Origin of the sequence: Candidatus Dechloromonas phosphoritropha, from assembly GCA_016722705.1 — a bacterium.
GTDB classification, from domain to species: Bacteria; Pseudomonadota; Gammaproteobacteria; order Burkholderiales; family Rhodocyclaceae; genus Azonexus; species Azonexus phosphoritrophus.
Map to the genome: position 1 here is coordinate 673,222 of JADKGN010000004.1, position 17,405 is coordinate 690,626.

General features: G+C 58.6%; 16 protein-coding genes and 1 pseudogene. 12 read left to right on the plus strand and 5 right to left on the minus strand.

The window, feature by feature from the left end:
• Positions 1-80: 80 nt before the first annotated feature.
• On the plus strand, positions 81-1,475 hold the full coding sequence (locus IPP03_08845) for an IS1380 family transposase (protein ID MBL0352753.1): 1,395 nt from the start codon (positions 81-83) through the stop codon (positions 1,473-1,475).
• 264 nt (positions 1,476-1,739) lie between these two features.
• Here IPP03_08845 and IPP03_08850 read toward each other — a convergent pair whose 3' ends face one another.
• Complete coding sequence (locus tag IPP03_08850) at positions 1,740-2,018, minus strand: hypothetical protein (protein ID MBL0352754.1); 279 nt, start codon at positions 2,016-2,018, stop codon at positions 1,740-1,742.
• A gap of 57 nt (positions 2,019-2,075) precedes the next feature.
• Here IPP03_08850 and IPP03_08855 point away from each other — a divergent pair, with 57 nt between their 5' ends.
• From IPP03_08855 to IPP03_08885, 7 genes are all read left to right on the plus strand, one after another.
• The gene (locus tag IPP03_08855) at positions 2,076-3,608 is read left to right on the plus strand and encodes a MarR family transcriptional regulator (GenBank protein ID MBL0352755.1); all 1,533 of its coding nucleotides are present in this window, start codon (positions 2,076-2,078) and stop codon (positions 3,606-3,608) included.
• Positions 3,609-3,740: 132 nt separating this feature from the next.
• Positions 3,741-4,154, plus strand: a complete 414-nt coding sequence (gene rnk, locus IPP03_08860; GenBank protein MBL0352756.1) for a nucleoside diphosphate kinase regulator — start codon at positions 3,741-3,743, stop codon at positions 4,152-4,154.
• Between the two features lie 24 nt (positions 4,155-4,178).
• Positions 4,179-4,361, plus strand: a complete 183-nt coding sequence (locus IPP03_08865) for a hypothetical protein (GenBank protein MBL0352757.1) — start codon at positions 4,179-4,181, stop codon at positions 4,359-4,361.
• Entirely contained in the window at positions 4,303-4,599 is a 297-nt protein-coding gene (locus IPP03_08870; protein MBL0352758.1) for a hypothetical protein, read from the plus strand. Before IPP03_08865 ends, IPP03_08870 begins: the two co-directional genes overlap by 59 nt.
• Positions 4,600-4,948: 349 nt before the next feature.
• Complete coding sequence (gene aceA, locus IPP03_08875) at positions 4,949-6,247, plus strand: isocitrate lyase (protein ID MBL0352759.1); 1,299 nt, start codon at positions 4,949-4,951, stop codon at positions 6,245-6,247.
• A gap of 425 nt (positions 6,248-6,672) precedes the next feature.
• Complete coding sequence (locus IPP03_08880) at positions 6,673-8,109, plus strand: hypothetical protein (protein MBL0352760.1); 1,437 nt, start codon at positions 6,673-6,675, stop codon at positions 8,107-8,109.
• 52 nt (positions 8,110-8,161) lie between these two features.
• Positions 8,162-8,674: a DNA-deoxyinosine glycosylase gene (locus IPP03_08885; protein ID MBL0352761.1), complete on the plus strand. Its 513-nt coding sequence runs from the start codon at positions 8,162-8,164 to the stop codon at positions 8,672-8,674.
• 3 nt (positions 8,675-8,677) lie between these two features.
• On the opposite strand, the gene IPP03_08890 is transcribed toward IPP03_08885, so the two are convergent.
• Positions 8,678-9,031, minus strand: coding sequence for a YbaN family protein (locus IPP03_08890; protein MBL0352762.1), 354 nt, complete (start codon positions 9,029-9,031; stop codon positions 8,678-8,680).
• A 7-nt stretch (positions 9,032-9,038) separates the two neighbouring features.
• Entirely contained in the window at positions 9,039-9,941 is a 903-nt protein-coding gene (locus IPP03_08895) for a LysR family transcriptional regulator (GenBank protein ID MBL0352763.1), read from the minus strand.
• Between the two features lie 111 nt (positions 9,942-10,052).
• On the opposite strand from IPP03_08895, the gene IPP03_08900 reads away from it, so the two are divergent.
• The 4 genes and pseudogenes from IPP03_08900 to IPP03_08915 all read left to right on the plus strand — a co-directional run bounded on the left by IPP03_08900 (position 10,053) and on the right by IPP03_08915 (position 15,124).
• Positions 10,053-10,889, plus strand: coding sequence for a sulfite exporter TauE/SafE family protein (locus IPP03_08900; protein MBL0352764.1), 837 nt, complete (start codon positions 10,053-10,055; stop codon positions 10,887-10,889).
• 67 nt (positions 10,890-10,956) lie between these two features.
• A complete protein-coding gene (locus IPP03_08905) occupies positions 10,957-12,138 on the plus strand; it encodes an IS4 family transposase (protein ID MBL0352765.1) in 1,182 nt (393 codons plus the stop codon).
• Positions 12,139-12,180: 42 nt separating this feature from the next.
• Positions 12,181-13,779: a malate synthase A gene (locus tag IPP03_08910; GenBank protein ID MBL0352766.1), complete on the plus strand. Its 1,599-nt coding sequence runs from the start codon at positions 12,181-12,183 to the stop codon at positions 13,777-13,779.
• A gap of 330 nt (positions 13,780-14,109) precedes the next feature.
• A pseudogene (locus IPP03_08915) lies at positions 14,110-15,124 on the plus strand (type I restriction enzyme HsdR N-terminal domain-containing protein).
• Between the two features lie 94 nt (positions 15,125-15,218).
• Here the strand turns inward: IPP03_08915 and IPP03_08920 are convergent.
• Complete coding sequence (locus IPP03_08920) at positions 15,219-16,604, minus strand: IS4 family transposase (GenBank protein MBL0352767.1); 1,386 nt, start codon at positions 16,602-16,604, stop codon at positions 15,219-15,221.
• A gap of 224 nt (positions 16,605-16,828) precedes the next feature.
• Complete coding sequence (locus tag IPP03_08925; protein ID MBL0352768.1) at positions 16,829-17,296, minus strand: phosphate-starvation-inducible PsiE family protein; 468 nt, start codon at positions 17,294-17,296, stop codon at positions 16,829-16,831.
• Positions 17,297-17,405 lie beyond the last annotated feature (109 nt).

Here is a 17,405-nt window from a genome sequence, read left to right on the forward strand (position 1 = left end):
CAGGCGAATCTCGTTTAACCCATTGATATAATTGGGGTTACGCCAATAACGCTTTGTAAGAAGCCTAAACGAGACCGCCTATGGACTATTCTATCCCAACCCAGCTTCGCTTTCCCGCCAGCGCCGGATTTACGATCCGGGCAGAGTTTGACGGCGGGGCGATGTCCTCCGACTTTGGCGCACTCCTGTTGCGTGGCATCGACCTGCAAATCGGCCTGATTCCCCGCCTGGTCAGCGCGATTCACGACAAACGCCACGCCTCGTACATTGACCATCCCCTGGCCGACCTGCTTCGTCAGCGGATATTCCAGACCGCCAGCGGTTACGCCGACGGTAATGACGCCAACACGCTGCGGCGCGATCCGCTGTTCAAACTGGCGGTCGGTCGTGCCCCGCTGGACGAGGGAAATGACCTGGCCTCCGGCCCCACGCTCTCCCGGCTCGAAAACAGCGTATCGCGCAAAGACATTTACCGCCTGGCCAAAAGCTTCGTCGACGCCTTCATCGCCAGCTACGCCCAAGCGCCTGCCGTGATCGTGCTCGATATGGATCACTCGGAGGATGCCACTCACGGGCAGCAGGAACTGGCGTTCTATAACCCCCACTACGGGAATCACTGCTACCTGCCGCTGTTTCTCTTCGAAGGACTTTCCGGGAAGTTCATTACTGCCGTCCTGCGTCCGGGCAAACGCCCGACTGGCAAGGAGAACGCGGCCATCATCAAGCGCGTGCTGCGCTTGCTCCGCCAGGCTTGGCCCGAGACCCACATCATTCTGCGCGGGGATGGCCACTTCTCGAATCCCGAACTGATGGCCTTGTGCGCGTCCGATCCGCATCTGGACTTCCTCTTCGGCCTGGCCGGCAACCAGGTGCTCTCGCCCAAGGCCGAGCCGCTGCTGGAGAAAGCCCGTGCGCTGCACCAGACACACAGCGCCAACGCCCAGCGCCTGGGGAATCCAGCCCCGGCGGCGACACGACTGTACGACGATATCGAGTATCAGGCGGGCTCGTGGCCCAAGGCTTACCGCGTGGTGGTCAAGGCCGAGGTGATGGCCTTGGGTGACAACCCGCGGTACCTGGTGACCTCGCTGTCCGACCCGACGCCTGAGGTGCTTTACAAAGAGCTGTACTGTGCTCGAGGGCAGGACGAGAACTTCATCAAGGCGGTGAAGAACGACTTGGCCAGTGACCGGACCTCCGATCATGCCTTCCTCGCCAATCACCTGCGGCTGATCTATTCGTGTGCGGCGTATGGGTTGATTCACGGCTTGCGCGAGAACACGCTGGTGCATACGGAACTGGCCAAGGCGCAACCGCTGTCGATTATCCTGAAACTCTTTAAGTTGGCGGTGCGCGTGGTGCAGTACAAGGATCGGATCAAGCTGTCCTTGCCCACCTCGTGTCCGATGAAGGGGGTGCTGGCGCGGGTGACCGAGTTGCTTTACCTCGTCCCGCGCCCGCCGGCACCGGCCTGATCGACTCGGCGACGCCGTCTCATGCTGCCGGCTCGAATCCGCTTGAGCGGAGGTGAAGTCTCGCCTGCACCCTGTCCAGGGATCGATGGCGGCAGGGTGTGACGCCCAAACGTAGGACTATGTGGCCCATCATGGCGGGTTGCCAGAAAAATTCGCAGCAAGCTGACTCGCATCACGGCTGGAATGGCACGACATTGACATCACGCGGCGGGTTTATGAAACATCCGGGTTAAATGAAAGCGGAAATAAATCCGCCAGAATCAATCAGCTGTTGGCGCGTGTTGAATAGGACTCGATGAAGAGACATGGTTGTTTCATTTGCGACGCGGTGACTATTCGCGCTGGTTCCGAGCCGCCGTGAAAGACAGCTACCTGGCGGATCAGGTCGAGTGGATCGAGCAACGGCAAGACCTTGCGCCTGTTGATACCGGCAAATTGATACAAATCTGATCGAGGCTCGATACACCCTGCCAAAATAGAACATGATGTAGAGTAGAGAAAGCCAACAAAGGGTAAGAGGGTGGAGGACATATCGACAATCATCTGAACCTAAGCCGGACGAGCCGGAACCAAACAGGTATTACGATAGAAGCCTGACGAATGACCGAGGAGGCGATCATGTTGGCGATGGCTCTGGCGGAACGATACGCGACGAACATGCATGGCGTGCTTTCGTGCTTTGACCGGATCATTATCACCGGCACGCTGCCTGGTGCGTGCTACGCGGCAGGAATGACGAGTTATTTGTACACGCACGGAATTCGGGTATTCGACTACCCGCGATTTGCCGAGCCGCTGCGAGATCGCATTCGTGAGCGTGCGCAGGAGGTGTGTCTGGCGGCGGGTATTGAAATCGAGCACGTCAGCAAAAGCCATATTCGCAAGGAAGAGTTGGTCGCGCGAGTGCTCGCCGGTCGCGGCGACGCACCGGGTTTGGTGCATGTGCTCTCGGCCATGGAAGCCTGTCCGAGCTACAAACCGTGGCATGACAAAGGCAGTGGCAAGACTTACCTGCGCCCCGATCAAGGCAAGTGCCTGCACTACTACTTCTATTTCATCGACGAGGAACTGGGGTTGTGCTACCTGCGTGTGCCGACGTGGGCACCGTTCGGGTTGCAGTTCTACTGTAATGGTCACAGCGCTCTGGCAAGAACTCTGACGCGAGAAAGGATCGACTTCCTCCAGCAGGACAACGCCTTCCTGCGTGTCGCCGACATCGCGCAGGCGCAGGCGCTGGCGGATGCGTTCAGTCCCGACGTACTTCACCCGCGACTGGATCGCTATGCGCAGTGGTTGTGCCCAGTGCTTGACGTCTTTGGATCCTCGTATCACTGGAGCTTGCGCCAAGTCGAATACTCCACCGACCTGATGTTTCGCAGTGAGCAGATATTGGTTCCACTGTATGACGCCATTTCGCGCCAAGCGGTCTTGGCCGCCAACGCAGAACGCGTCTCCAGCTTTCTGGGCAAGAAGGTCACGCCACAACTGGCCCAGGAGATCGGTTCCCGGTTGTCCACCCGTATCGAGGGGCGCTGCATCAAGCACACCATGGGCGCCGCTGGCGTCAAGGTGTATGACAAATTCTCCCGCGTACTGCGGGTCGAAACGACCGTCAATGACGTGAGTTTCTTCAAACACCACCGCAAGGTGGAACACAAGGACAGGCACGCCACCCGAGAATTGGCGCCCCTGAAGAAGACAATCTATAGCCTGATCGACCTGCGCGACATCCTGCTCGGCTGCAACCAACGTTACCTGGCGTTCCTCTCCAGCCTCGATGACCCCAGTGCCGGCGAGCGTGACTTGGAGCGATTGAGCATGCCACGGTTGGGGGCGGCTCCCGGTGTCAAAGGGGTGAACTTCTTTGATCCTGCCGAGAAAGCCTTGCTGCAAACCATGCAACGCGGCGAGTTCAACATTCACGGTTGGCGTCGTGCCGATCTTCTCAGCTATCTGAAGCTCACTCCGTCCGCCATGTCGCGCCAACTTGCCCGACTGCGTACGCTCGGCTTGATCAAGAAAGTCACTCATACCTATCGCTACTACCTCACTCGATTGGGACGTTCAGTCGTCGCTGCGGCCTGCTCATTGACCCGCTTCAACATAGTGCCAACCATGGCTTGCGCATCCTGAATTCTTCTCATGATTTGTGATGATTGAACTGGTTAGTGACTAACGTCCGGTTGAAGCAGATTCGCTGTGCGGGCCACTGAACCGGAATGTTGGTCACTACTAAAAACCATTACGTTAAAAGGTAGATTCACCATGGAACAAAGACCACCCATCACCATATCGACACTCGATGCCGCGCGACTCGAACGAATGCTCGACTCCCTCAGCAGCAAAGATTTTCCCGACGGGGACGAACTTCAGGCCGAGTTGGGCCGGGCTAACATTGTTGAACCGCAGAAAGTGCCTCCAGATGTCGTCACAATGAACTCAACGGTAACGTTCAGGGTTGAATCGTCAGACAGGGAGTTTTCCCTGACGCTTGTCTATCCAAACGATGCCGACGACAGTACGAGAAAGATTTCAATTCTTGCCCCCGTTGGTAGCGCGCTGCTTGGCTTGCGAGAAGGCGACACAATCTCCTGGCCCAAACCCGGCGGTGGATTGCTCCTGGTTCGTATCTTGAATGTAGTATTTCAACCGGAGCGTTCGGGCGAGTTCCTGCGGTAGTTTGTCCTTTGTAATCGCTTAACAATTGCCCCAAGAGGTGGCCATCTTCGTTGCCGCGCTCCTCGGCACGTACTCCGGAAAAGCATTGAGAAAGGTGTCGGCGACCGCGACATCGCCGTAACCTTCGGCGGCATCACCTTCAATCCAGGTGAATATCCGTATTCCGACGCGGATGGTGTGCTGGTCAGCAGCAAGCCGTTGTGCTGAACCAGAACAAGATCACCGCTGCGGTCGACGGGGAAAATCGATTAAAACAAGGGGCGTCGGCAATTTGTTCCTGTTGTTTGTTTTCTTGGGCCTTACGACATCAATTGCCAAGGCCGAAGAACTTCGCTTGACTCAGGCAGCAACGATCGATCTCCCCGCCAACGCCACGGCGATGGCTTGGCTTCCAACATCCAAGGCATTGCTGGTTGGCAGCCAGAGCAAATCCGCCCTTCATTGAAATAGGCGCTCGGAGACTTTCACCTGACCAAGAAAGTCGAGGCAGTATCTGACCCCGCCACCATTGACTGAGCGAACTCATCTACGCCGATGAGGATAGTGGGTTGGTCAAGCAGCAAGCCGTTGTGCTGACGGCACAAAGCCATTTCATAGATATGAACAGCGTTCTGCATCGTGAACCCACGATCGTAATACGCTGTTTTAACTTAGAAAGAAAAGGTCTTATGTCTTATATAAGACTGTTGCTTTCCCACAAAAAAATCTCTATACTTTCGCCCCATCGATGCCTCGTCATCTGACCGGCGGACGTCGCGGAACCAATCAAAAATCCAAACTCTTGAGGAATAAACATGAGCACTCGCGAACAGCAAATCGCCGCCCTCGAAAAAGACTGGGCTGAAAACCCACGCTGGAAGGGCATCAAGCGCGGCTACTCCGCCGCTGACGTGGTCCGTCTGCGCGGCTCCTTCCAGGTCGAGCACACCCTGGCCCACCGTGGCGCCGAGAAGCTGTGGAACCTGGTCAACAACACGCCGTACGTCAACTGTCTGGGCGCCCTGACCGGCGGCCAGGCGATGCAGCAGGTCAAGGCAGGCGTCAAGGCCATCTACCTGTCCGGCTGGCAGGTTGCCGCCGACAACAACGAATACTCCGCCATGTATCCCGACCAGTCGCTGTATCCGGTTGACTCCGTGCCCAAGGTCGTCGAGCGCATCAACAACACTTTCAACCGCGCCGATGAAATCCAGTGGTCCAAGAACATCAACCCGGGCGATCCTGGTTATGTTGAATACCACGCACCGATCGTCGCCGACGCCGAAGCCGGGTTCGGCGGCGTCCTGAACGCGTACGAGCTGATGAAGTCGATGATCCGCGCCGGCGCCGCCGGCGTGCACTGGGAAGACCAGTTGGCTTCGGTCAAGAAGTGCGGCCATATGGGTGGCAAGGTGCTGGTGCCGACCACCGAAGCCTGCCAGAAGCTGATCGCTGCCCGTATGGCTGCCGACGTCTATGGTGTGCCGACCCTGGTTATCGCCCGTACTGATGCTGAAGCGGCTGACCTGCTGACTTCCGACTACGACGACAACGACAAGCCGTTCCTGACCGGTGAGCGCACCGCAGAAGGCTTCTACAAGACCAAGAAGGGTCTCGACCAAGCCATCTCCCGCGCCATCGCCTACGCTGACTACGCCGACCTGGTGTGGTGCGAAACCGGCACGCCGGATCTGGAATTTGCCCGCAAGTTCGCCGAAGCCGTGCATAAGGTTCACCCGGGCAAGATGCTGGCCTACAACTGCTCGCCTTCCTTCAACTGGAAGAAGAACCTGGATGATGCGACCATCGCCAAATTCCAGAAGGAACTCGGCGCCATGGGCTACAAGTACCAGTTCATCACCCTCGCCGGCATCCATTCCATGTGGTACAACATGTTCGATCTGGCCCAGGATTACGTGGCCCGGGGCATGACGGCCTACATCGAGAAGGTTCAGGAGCCGGAATTCGCCGCGCGCGACCGTGGCTACTCCTTCGTCTCCCATCAGCAGGAAGTCGGCACCGGTTACTTCGACGAAGTCACCACCGTCATTCAGGGTGGCAAGTCCAGCGTCACCGCGCTGACCGGCTCGACCGAAGAAGAGCAGTTCCACTAAGCTTCATCGCTACCTCAACCGGTAGCACCAGGGCCGGCACTCACAAGGTGCCGGCCCTTCTCATCTGCTCATCTAAAAACGCCCACGAAAAAAGATTATCCGGGGCCCGAGATGTGTGCCTGAGAGCCTGGCCAGCCGCATTTACACGAGCCGCCACCTCCCGAACGACTGAGACAACGGTTGTTGTCAGATGGTGCCGCCAGTAGCGATCAGTTATCCGGAACGCCTCTCGCGAGACTGAATTATTCGCCGATCCGCTTGCCTGATAGGGAATAGTGACGGTTGCGCACATACAACACCCGGCGACTGATCCCCCGATGAAAGGAGCACCAAAGCGGAGTTCGTCCGCTAGGATGCGCCTAAGTCCGCTGTTGCTTCTGCCACGGCAGGAGCAAACTCGTGAATCCACCACAAGGAGGTCGACCATGACCAAGACCGCAGAACTGCCAATTCCGGCCACTGACCAGCTTGAAAACTTGTCCGCCGATCCGCTGCTGACACCGATCCCGGTCATCAAACCGAAGATGGCCCGGCTGCTGGAACTCACCCAGGCAAATGGCTCCAGCGTGACACCGAAGGAGATCAACGCTCAGCTTGACCGCGTGCTGCGCGACTACGACGAGTTGACCGCGCTCTACGCCGAGAACAACCGCCGTATTGAAAGCGAGTTGGCTGAAATGCGCCAGTCCGGCGCCGCGATATCGAGTCAGGTGAATCGGCTCGGCGCTGATTTGGAGCAGCAGACCCTGGCCTTGGCCGGGCATGCCGCCACCGCGGAACAACGGATCGAGACGATTCGCGGCGAAACCCGTGAGTTGCTGGCCGACAGCGAGCAGCGTTGGGACGCTCGACTTGCGAGCAACAACGCACGCATCAGCGCGGACGTGGCGCGACTCGATTCCGGTATCGATTCGCTGGAAGGTCTGTTCAGGACGCAAGAGCGGATTCTCGCCGAGCAGCACGCGCGTCTGGATCAGTTCGACATCACCTGCGAGTTGCTGGATACCGCGACGCGCGGCAACAAGACCCGTATCGAGGCAGTGCGCGAGGAAGCGGAGAGACAACACGCAATCGTCGAGGCGCGCGTCGAAGGTTTGGGCGCCCTGCAGCGTGAACACTATGCCGAGTTTCAGGACGTGCAACGCCTGGTCTGGGTATTGCAAACAGAGACGCGGCGCCTCGACGGGGCCATCGGCAATGTCGCCACGGGGCTGGCGGACCACCGGGTTGACACCCACGACAGGTTCAAGCGGACCCATCTCGCCATCGCCGCCTTGCTGCTGCTTACCATTTTTGGCTTCGCCATGGTCAAGTGGCAGCCAGCCTTCGCCCCTGCCAGCACCGAATCGGCAATAGCGCGGAATGAGGCGCGGATCACCGAGATCAACGGCCAGGTAGCCGGCCTCTCGGCGCGAGAAACCGTCCAGCAGACAACCGATACGCAGCAGCAGGCGCGCATCGACCAGGTTTCGGGCAAGGTTTCCGGTCTGGAAAAGAGCCTCGGCGACCTGCGCGCCACGGTGCGCAGGCTGGGCATGCAGAGCGCCGCCGGCGCCAGGGTCCTCCATGACAGCCGCTGGTTGCTCCAGCAGAACCCCAAGGCGTACACGGTTCAACTGGTGACCTCACCCAGCCAGGGCGACATGGCGCGCTTCATCGACCGCAACGTCGAGCGACTGGCTCTGGGCTCGCTGGCCTTTTCCGTGACCGAGCAAGGTCAGCGCGAGAGCTACAACCTGTTCTTCGGCGTCTTCCCGACGATCACCCAGGCGCGCGCCGCCATCGCCACGCTGCCACCCGAGTTGCGCACCAACCGGCCGTGGGTGCGCCAGTTCCAGTCGGTACAGGATTCCTTGCGCTGAACGGGCTTCAATGCATGACGGGCGTCGGGCGTTTTTCGGTTTCGGCTGAGAAATGTCCGACCAGGCGTACTGCTTTCCCCCCATCGCCACACCCGATGCCCGCCTCCTGATCCTCGGCAGCATGCCGGGTCAGGCGTCGCTCGCCGCCGGACAGTATTACGCCCATCCGCGCAATGCCTTCTGGCCGATCATGGGACACCTGCTCGGCTTCGACGCATCCCGGGATTACCCGACCAGGGTCGACGCCCTGAAGGTCGCGGGGATTGCCGTGTGGGACGTTCTCGCTTCCTGTCACCGTCGAGGTAGCCTCGATTCCGCCATTGAAGACGAATCGCTGGTAGCCAACGACCTTGCCGGATTCCTCGCCGCCCACACCGCGATCCACCACGTCTTTTTCAACGGCGCCAAGGCGGAAAGCTGCTTCCGACGACACATCAGGTTTACCATGGCGGAGCGGAGGATCGGATTCACTCGACTGCCGTCGACCAGCCCGGCCCACGCCGGCCTGCCCTTCGCAAGGAAGCTCGAAGCCTGGCGGGCGTTCACCCATGTACCGGCGGCATAGCATTCAGATGCTGGGCCGCGACCATATCCAGGCGAGGACAATGATGCCGGTGCCGAGCGGCACGAAGGCCCACGGTTCGGATAACGTGAGCCAGCCACCCACGGCGCTGATCGCCAGCAACAGCGTCGCCAGACGTTTGGCGGCCAATGGAATCGCGCCATGGTCGCGCCAGGCGCGGATAGCGGGTCCCGCGCTGGGGTGTTCCAGTAACCTGACCTCCCACTCCGGGTGCGAGCGAGCGAAGAAATAGGCGGCCAGAAGCAGGAATGGCGTCGTCGGCAGAATGGGCAAAATGGCGCCGACCACGCCAAGGGCGACCGACATCAGGCCGAGGATGCGGTAAACCGGCTTTTTCATGCCATTTTCACTCCAGTTCCCAATAACCCGGCCGACCGTAGATTTCCTTGACCAGGTCGATGAACAGCCGCACCCGCATTGGCAGGTGACGGCGCTGCGGAAAGACCGCGTAGATGCCCATCGGCGGCGTTTGCCAGGCATCGAGCACCGAGGTCAGCCGGCCTTCCTTGAGATCGAGCCCGACCTCCCACAGCGAGCGCCAGGCCAGCCCGAGCCCGGCCAGCGCCCATTCGTGCAGCACCGCCCCATCGTTGCATTCGAAAGTGCCGCTGACCTTGCGCGTATCGACCTCGCCGGTCACCGGATCGCGAAACACCCAGCCGCGCTGCTGGCCGAGCGACAGGCAGTTGAAACGCATCAGATCATCGGGCGAACGCGGGATACCATGGGCCACTAGATAGGCCGGGCTGGCAACCACCATGCGCCGCATTTCGCCGAGGCGCACGCTGACCAGGCTCGAATCGGTCAGTTCGCCGATGCGGATGGCGCAGTCGATGTGTTCATTGACCAGATCGACCAGACGGTCCGACAGATCGAGGTTGACCGTTACTTCCGGGTTGTCGCGCATGTAACGGCCGACCAGCGGCGCGACATGGCTGCGCCCGAAGCCGGCCGGCGCCGAGACGCGCAACTGGCCGCTGGCCCGGATGCCGCCGAGCGACACCGCCGCCTCCGCATTGGCGAGATCGTTCAAGACGCGCTGGCAATCCTCGAGGAAGGCCTGGCCCTCGAAGGTCAGCGTCAGCTTGCGCGTCGTCCGCACCATCAGGCGCACGCCGAGGCGCGCCTCCAGCGCGTCGATGCGCCGACCGATGATCGCAGGGGTCACCGCCTCGTCACGCGCCGCCGCCGACAGACTGCCGCGCGTCGCGACATTCACGAAAGCTGAAATCTGCTTGAAGGCATCCATAACCTTATACTTTTAGTAAAAGAATCTTCGCTAGAATTGGGTCTTATTTTATCTTTCATGTACCGATAGAATCCGTCACATGCTCAATTTACCCTGCGCTGTCCGCTGATCATGAACATCGCCGAGATCCTCCTCGTCGCCGGTGGGGGCTTTCTGGCCGGCGGCATGAACGCCATGGCCGGCGGCGGCACCTTTTTCTCCTTCCCGGCCCTGCTCGCGGCCGGCGTGCCGCCGGTGATGGCCAACGCCAGCAACACCGTCGGCCTCTGCCCGGCCAGTCTGATCAGCGCCTGGGCCTATCGCCGCGAAGCGTTGCGCCATGGCAAGTGGGCGCTACTGCTGGTTGCCGTTTCGCTGGTCGGCGGCATCGCCGGCGGCTTGCTGCTGCTGGCGACCTCCAACGCGGCATTCTCGATGCTGATTCCCTGGCTGCTGCTGACCGCCACGGTCTTGTTCGCCTTCAGCGGCCAGGTCTCGCGACTGGTCAGTTGGAGCAAGGGGAAGCTCGGCGGCGATGTGAACAAACGCAACCCGGGTGGCCCCGGCGGCGCCTTGTTTCAGCTCATCGTCGCCATCTATGGGGGATTTTTCGGCGCCGGCATGGGAATTCTCACCCTCGCCGCGCTCTCCATCCAGGGCTTCGAGGACATTCAGGAAGTCAATGCGCTCAAGAACCTGACTTCAGGCGTCAATTACTTCGTTTCGTCCTCCACCTTCATCATCGCCGGCGCCATCAGCTGGCCGCACACAATGGTGATTCTCGTCGCCGCCATGTTCGGCGGCTATCTCGGGGCCAATTTCGCCCGCCGCCTGCCGGCCATCTGGCTCAAGCGGGTAGTGATCGCCGTCGGCGCCAGCCTGACCGTCATCTATTTCATCAAGACCTATCACTACTGTCCGGAGATGTCCGGGGTGATGAGTTTTAACTGCTTGAAAGAAAGCACATAAACGATGTTCGTAGGTGTTGCCGATTTCAATGTGTTGGAAACTAACGGATTTTTCCGGGGGTGGTTCAATGCATACAGGGAAGCTGGTATTCGCCCAAGTGATGGATCATCTGCCACTGCACACCTTCTGGCGCTGCGTGGCCAAGTACCCTGGCCGTTACCCGACGCTCACTTTCTCTCACCTCGATCAGTTTCTGTGCATGGCCTTCGCGCAACTGACCTACCGGGAAAGCCTGCGCGACATCGAGACCTGCCTGCGTGCCCACGAAGCCAAGCTCTATCATCTGGGCATTCGCGGCGGCATCGCCCGCAGTACCTTGGCGGACGCCAACGAGAACCGCGACTGGCGCATCTATCAGGATTTCGCCCTCAGCCTGATCCAGACGGCGCGCAAACTCTATGCCGAGGACAGCTTCGGCTTGGAATTGACGCATACAGTCTATGCCCTCGACTCGACCACGATCGACTTGTGCCTGGCGCTCTTTCCCTGGGCGCGTTTTCGCAAACGCAAAGGGGCTGTCAAACTCCATACGCTCCTCGATCTGCGGGGCAACATCCCGACTTTCATTCACATCTCGGACGGCAAGCTCCACGATGTCAATATCCTCGATCAGATCATTTTCGAGGCTGGCAGTTTCTACGTCATGGATCGGGGTTATATCGATTTCGCCCGACTCCACGCCCTGCATCTGACCCAAGCTTTCTTTGTCACGCGCGCCAAATCCAACCTTCAATACCGGCGGGTCTATTCGCATCCAGTCGACAAAACGACCGGTCTGCGTTGCGACCAAACCATCATGCTGACCGGGCCACGGCCCAGCCAGGGTTACCCAATCCATTTGCGTCGGGTGAAGTTCTACGATGCCAAGCACGACAAGTTGCTCGTTTTCCTCACCAACAATTTCGACCTTCCTGCCCTGACCATCGCCGAGTTGTACCGCTGTCGCTGGCAGGTGGAACTCTTTTTCAAATGGATCAAGCAGCATCTGCGAATCAAGGCATTCTTCGGGACTTCAGAGAACTCAGTCAAGACTCAGGTCTGGATCGCAATCGCCGTTTATGTGCTCGTCGCCATCCTCAAAAAACGGCTGAAATCCATGGCATCGCTCTACACAATCCTACAGATTCTGAGCCTGACTCTGTTCGAGAAAACACCAATCAATCAACTGATTACAAATATCAAATCCAATCAGGAGGAACCACAAATGACTAACCAATTGAATTTATTCACGAAAATCTCCGGACAGTAGTGAAGACCTATTTCTAATCCTCTTTCATTCAAAGGAGCTACCATGAGTCTGAACCTGCCCCAGGGCGTGCAAATCACCGGCCCGATCAAGCCGGGTTTTGAAACCATCCTCACCCACGATGCGCTGGCCCTCGTCGCCAAGCTGCACCGCGCCTTCGAAAGCCGTCGCCAAGAACTGCTGAAAGCGCGCGTCGTGCGCCAGGCGCGCATCGACGGCGGCGAAATGCCCGATTTCCTGCCCGAAACCAAATCCGTTCGCGAAGGCGACTGGAAGGTTGCGCCAGTGCCGCCGACCCTGCACTGCCGCCGCGTCGAAATCACCGGCCCGGTCGAAGCCAAGATGATCATCAACGCCTTCAACTCGGGCGCCGATTCTTACATGGCCGACTTCGAGGATTCCAACTCCCCGAACTGGAACAACCAGATCCAGGGCCAGGTCAACATGTACAAGGCCATCCGCCGCGAACTGGCGTTCAAGAACGAAGCCGGCAAGGAATACAAGCTCAACGACAAGATCGCCACGCTGCAGATTCGTCCGCGTGGCTGGCATCTCGACGAGAAGCATGTAACCGTTGACGGTCAGCGCGTCGGCGGCGGCATTTTCGACTTCGCAGTGTTCTTCTTCCACAACGCCAAGGAACAGATCGCGCGCGGCGCCGGCCCGTTCTTCTACCTGCCGAAGATGGAAAGCCATCTCGAAGCCCGCCTGTGGAACGACATCTTCGTCATGGCCCAGGACCACATCGGCCTGCCGCAAGGCACGATCAAGGCCACCGTTCTGGTCGAAACCATCCTCGCCACCTTCGAGATGGAAGAAATCCTCTACGAATTACGCAACCATTCAGCCGGCCTCAATGCCGGTCGCTGGGACTACATCTTCTCGTGCATCAAGAAGTTCAAGAAAAACACGGATTTCTGCCTGGCACAGCGCGGCGCCATCACCATGGAAGTGCCGTTCATGCGCTCCTACGCGCTGGCTTTGGTGCAGGCCTGCCACAAGCGTGGCGCGCCGGCGATGGGCGGCATGTCGGCCCTGATCCCGATCAAGAACGATCCGGTCGCCAATGAAAAGGCGCTGGCCGGCATCCGCCACGACAAGACGCGCGACGCCAACGACGGCTACGACGGCGGCTGGGTGGCGCATCCGGGCCTGGTGCCCATCGCCATGGAAGAGTTCGTCAAGGTGCTCGGCGACAAGCCGAACCAGTTCGGCAAGCCGGTTGAAGGCAAGTTCGGCCCGGCTGACTGGTTAAATTTCCAGCCGGAAACCCCGATCACCGAAGCCGGCCTGCGCAACAACATCAACGTCGGCATCCACTATCTGGGCAGCTGGCTAGCCGGTAACGGCTGCGTGCCGATCCACAACCTGATGGAAGACGCGGCCACCGCCGAAATCTCCCGCTCGCAGGTCTGGCAGTGGGTGGTGTCGCCCAAGGGCATCCTCGACGACGGGCGCAAGGTCACCGTCGAAATGGTCCGCCCGATGATCGCCGAGGAACTGGCCAAGGTAAAAGCCTCCGTCACCGCCCAGGGCGAAGAAACCGCCAGTTACGATGAAGCCGCAGTCATCTTCGACAAGATGTCGCTGACCCCGGAATACCCGGAGTTCCTGACCCTGCCGCTGTACGAGGCGATGGAATAAGCCGCACGACGAGGCGGAAAGACCGAAGCGCCGGGGAAACTCGGCGTTTTTTTGTTTACGGAATGACTGCTGCGGTCGACCGCCAAAAAAGGAAAAAACAGAATACCTGTGAGAAGGTTCGTGCGGCTTACTCTGCACTCCCTCCACCCGCAACAAAATGCAGTAGCGCCCCCGGATCAATTCGTGACGCAATGCGTCACAGTTTGGAAAGCCATTGGGGGCATTATCTTCCGAAGCGAAAACAATTGTCACACTGAAATACAGAACTCGTAGGCCACGGAATCCAGCGGCATGTCAGAATCGCTGCTTTGCGGCATACCTTTCGACGACATGCAAAACTTAAGTGAAATTTTCAAGGACGTAAATGTCCGCAGCAGCCTGGTTCAATTCACCGACGTGCACATCGCACGCCTTGAAAGCAGCCTGTTCGAAAAGAACGGAAAAACCATGCTCAAATGTCTGGCGACCGGCAAGGAAAAACTCGCCAAGCCGGAAGAAATCGTCCGCCAGCTCTGGCTTCTCGAACTCACTGAAACCTACGGCTACCCGCTCAGCCGCATTCATATCGAATACCCGATCGCCTTTGGCCGCGATACCTCCAAGCGCGCCGACATTGTGGTCATGGATGCCGACCACGCCGACACCCCCTACATCATTGTCGAAGTCAAAGCCACCAAGCTCAAGGACGGCAAGGAGCAGCTGCGCTCCTACACTCACGCTAAAGACGCCCCGCTTGCGCTGTGGAGCAATGGCGCGCTGGCCGTTATCTGGCACCGCAAGAACCCCAACTATTTCGTCGAAATCCCCGACCTGCCCAAGGTCACGCAAACCATCGACGACATCGCCGGCCAGCCGTGGACCATCGATGTCCTGATCGACATCGAAAACAAGCGCATGGCCGAAGGCAAGGGCGCCCGTAGCCTCAAGCAACTCATTGAAGACATGGAAGACGAAGTTCTCGCCAATGCCGGCGTCGACGCCTTCGAGGAAGTCTTCAAGCTCATTTTCACCAAGCTCTACGACGAAATGTATTGCTACCGCGGCCGCCAAAAATACCTGCGTTTCCGCAACAGCAACACCGCCGCCCAACTCAAAGCCAACATCCAGAGCCTGTTCGACGACGCCAAGAACCAATGGCCCGGCGTTTTCCAGGGTGACGATAAACTCAAGCTCAGCCCGGAACACCTGCAAGTCTGCGTCGGTTTCTACCGAAGCCCCGTCCGAGGATGACAGTAAACGCTTCAAAGCGTTTGTCGAAGTACGTGACGAGTCGGTTGAGCTGAATTTATTGACCGTCGCTGCAGATGACACCAGCGCCATCAGCCGGTTCGCCTTGACGCAGTAAAGCCTGCTCTGCGTCTGCGCTCGATATCTCGACACCAAGAGCTACGATTAGCTTTCCGTCATCTTCGACAAGATGTCGCTGACCCGAATGGCACTTACTTAAGCTTTTTGGGATGTCCATTTTTCATGACGATAGCTTTGGCGAGATTACGTGGTTTGGTGAGCATTGGATAGGGTTTAGGTCGTCGTTTGACGGCGCGAGGCTCGATCCGGCCCGGTCGGTTACCGACCTGTTGTTGGGCGATTAAAACGAATAGTTCGCTGTGTATGTTGTGATGGCTGCGGCTCGCAAAGGGTGCCCAGGCGAGCCAGATTTGCACGGTATGCTTGAAGCTCAGTTGGCGCGGCAATCTGTGGGAGAGCATTGCAGCCTGAGCCATCATTAACCGAATCAGATTGTAGGCGAGCAGATAGACCCAGATTTCCTTGATCGCCATCGCAGGCGTCAGGCAACTCAGTCGTTCCATGCCGAGCGTGGTCTTGATGTTGCGCAGATCGAGTTCAACGTGCCAGCGATCCCGATAGAGCGATTTCAAGGCAGTCTTGTCGGTTTGTTTTGGGCAAAGCAATGTCGTCACCCGTGTCTTGCCGCCGACCCGAAGCTCGCGTACGGTCAGACTCTCGGGGGCCTGATCGTAGTCGGCCTGAGGCATCCAGTCGGGTTTGCTGGCGGGTTTTGGCAGCACGATCAGATGATCGCACTGCCCCAACTGCCGACCTCGGCAAAAATCGGTGGTGCGTTGCCGCGCGCCATTTTGTTCAAACACCGCATCAATGCACCGCTCGCGTAATGAGCAGAGGAGAAAATAGGTGGCGTAGAAGGCGTCGCCCAACAGTAAATCACCCTGCTCCAGGGAATCGAATATCGAACGCAGCAACGACTGCTCATCGCTGCCCTTGCCCCGACAGGAGCCGGTCGTGGCATTGAGGACCGCCCCGCTACCCAAACAAACGAGCCCAACGATCCGGCACTGCGGGAAACCCAGTCCCGGCTTCTGGCTCGTCGGTTGCGGGTAGACGACCTGATTGTCTGAGGTGTCGGGCATTACGACGGTCGTCCCGTCCACCAGACGGACGGGACGACCCCGCCAATGCCAAGCTGTCGGCGCCTGCGTGGCGACTCTTTGCCCCACGTGGCACGCCAGTGTACTGAGCATCTTCAAAGGCAAGCGCTTTCGCGCCCGGCAATAGGCGCCCGTGTGGGTGCTGCCCGGCACCAGGCCGCCAACCAGGCATTTGACCGCACGGTCATTGACTGCCTTCTGGCAGGAACGATCGGTGCTCAGCGCTTGGGCCAGAAACATCGACAACGTCTCCGTCGGGGGAAATTGCCTTTCTCGGTGGGGCGGCAGTTCAGATTCCACGGCATCGAACAATTCCGGCCCCATCAACAGGTTGAAAAACGCATAGGCGTCGCTCTGGGCAGCGTAGGCCTTGACCGTTCGGTGTTGCTGTGCGCGTGTACTGCGGATAGGATGCATTTGGGCTGGCTCATCGTGGGCGGGTTGGGTGTTTGGCGACGCCAACTTATCACGCGTCGATCCAGCCTGTTTCATCATTTGCATCAAAGAGTTGAACGTTAAGTAAGTGCCATTCGGGTCTGTCCCCGGATGTTTTTCGCTGTTGTTCCCTGTTGTTCTGCTCTGTTGTTCTGCTGTTGTTCTGGACGTCCGCGACCCGTCGGGAAGCCCCTGAACCCGTTCACTCACTTCTTGGTCTGCGAAGAGACCAGCCAGTAGGTCAGACCGAGCGCCAACAAGATTACGGCGATGCCGTAGAGATATTCTGGTTGTAAGGTAGTCAGGTCAAGCACGATCACCTTCCGGGCTATGGCCATCAGTGCCGTCGCTACGACAAGCTGGACATGGATGACGTCGTCGCGCAGATAGAGGGTGATATTGACCAGAATTTCGATGGCGATCAGCACCGCCAGAAAAGCCGCAAAGACGACGAAAATTTGGTTGAGGTCAAGAAGCAGCACCGGCGGTTTCGACAGCGCCTCGTAGAGCACCAGCACCACATCGGCAACGCACCACAGGATTACCAGCGTCATCAGGACGGCCAGCAAGCGAATGGCTTGACGGATAACTCGATGCAATCCCCGTACCAGTGGGTCGTCGTTTTTCTCCGACAAATGATCGTCGTGAAGCGATGACCCGTTTTCCTCTGACATACTCATGACCTCTTTACCGTTGATTGAATGCTGATGGGAGAATGGGAACCTCAGAGTCTCACCCGGAAGTATCCTTAACCGCAATAGCCGAAGTCAATCTACAGACTTT

Excerpts from the sequence above, each read along its gene's own strand:
- IPP03_08925 (MBL0352768.1), bottom strand. The coding sequence starts at position 17,296 with ATGTCAGAGGAAAACGGGTCATCGCTTCACGACGATCATTTGTCGGAG.
- rnk (MBL0352756.1), top strand. The coding sequence starts at position 3,741 with ATGGAACAAAGACCACCCATCACCATATCGACACTCGATGCCGCGCGA.
- IPP03_08920 (MBL0352767.1), bottom strand. The coding sequence starts at position 16,604 with ATGCATCCTATCCGCAGTACACGCGCACAGCAACACCGAACGGTCAAG.
- aceA (MBL0352759.1), top strand. The coding sequence starts at position 4,949 with ATGAGCACTCGCGAACAGCAAATCGCCGCCCTCGAAAAAGACTGGGCT.
- IPP03_08850 (MBL0352754.1), bottom strand. The coding sequence starts at position 2,018 with ATGATTGTCGATATGTCCTCCACCCTCTTACCCTTTGTTGGCTTTCTC.
- IPP03_08845 (MBL0352753.1), top strand. The coding sequence starts at position 81 with ATGGACTATTCTATCCCAACCCAGCTTCGCTTTCCCGCCAGCGCCGGA.
- IPP03_08910 (MBL0352766.1), top strand. The coding sequence starts at position 12,181 with ATGAGTCTGAACCTGCCCCAGGGCGTGCAAATCACCGGCCCGATCAAG.
- IPP03_08885 (MBL0352761.1), top strand. The coding sequence starts at position 8,162 with ATGTCCGACCAGGCGTACTGCTTTCCCCCCATCGCCACACCCGATGCC.
- IPP03_08855 (MBL0352755.1), top strand. The coding sequence starts at position 2,076 with ATGACCGAGGAGGCGATCATGTTGGCGATGGCTCTGGCGGAACGATAC.
- IPP03_08900 (MBL0352764.1), top strand. The coding sequence starts at position 10,053 with ATGAACATCGCCGAGATCCTCCTCGTCGCCGGTGGGGGCTTTCTGGCC.
- IPP03_08880 (MBL0352760.1), top strand. The coding sequence starts at position 6,673 with ATGACCAAGACCGCAGAACTGCCAATTCCGGCCACTGACCAGCTTGAA.
- IPP03_08905 (MBL0352765.1), top strand. The coding sequence starts at position 10,957 with ATGCATACAGGGAAGCTGGTATTCGCCCAAGTGATGGATCATCTGCCA.
- IPP03_08895 (MBL0352763.1), bottom strand. The coding sequence starts at position 9,941 with ATGGATGCCTTCAAGCAGATTTCAGCTTTCGTGAATGTCGCGACGCGC.
- IPP03_08890 (MBL0352762.1), bottom strand. The coding sequence starts at position 9,031 with ATGAAAAAGCCGGTTTACCGCATCCTCGGCCTGATGTCGGTCGCCCTT.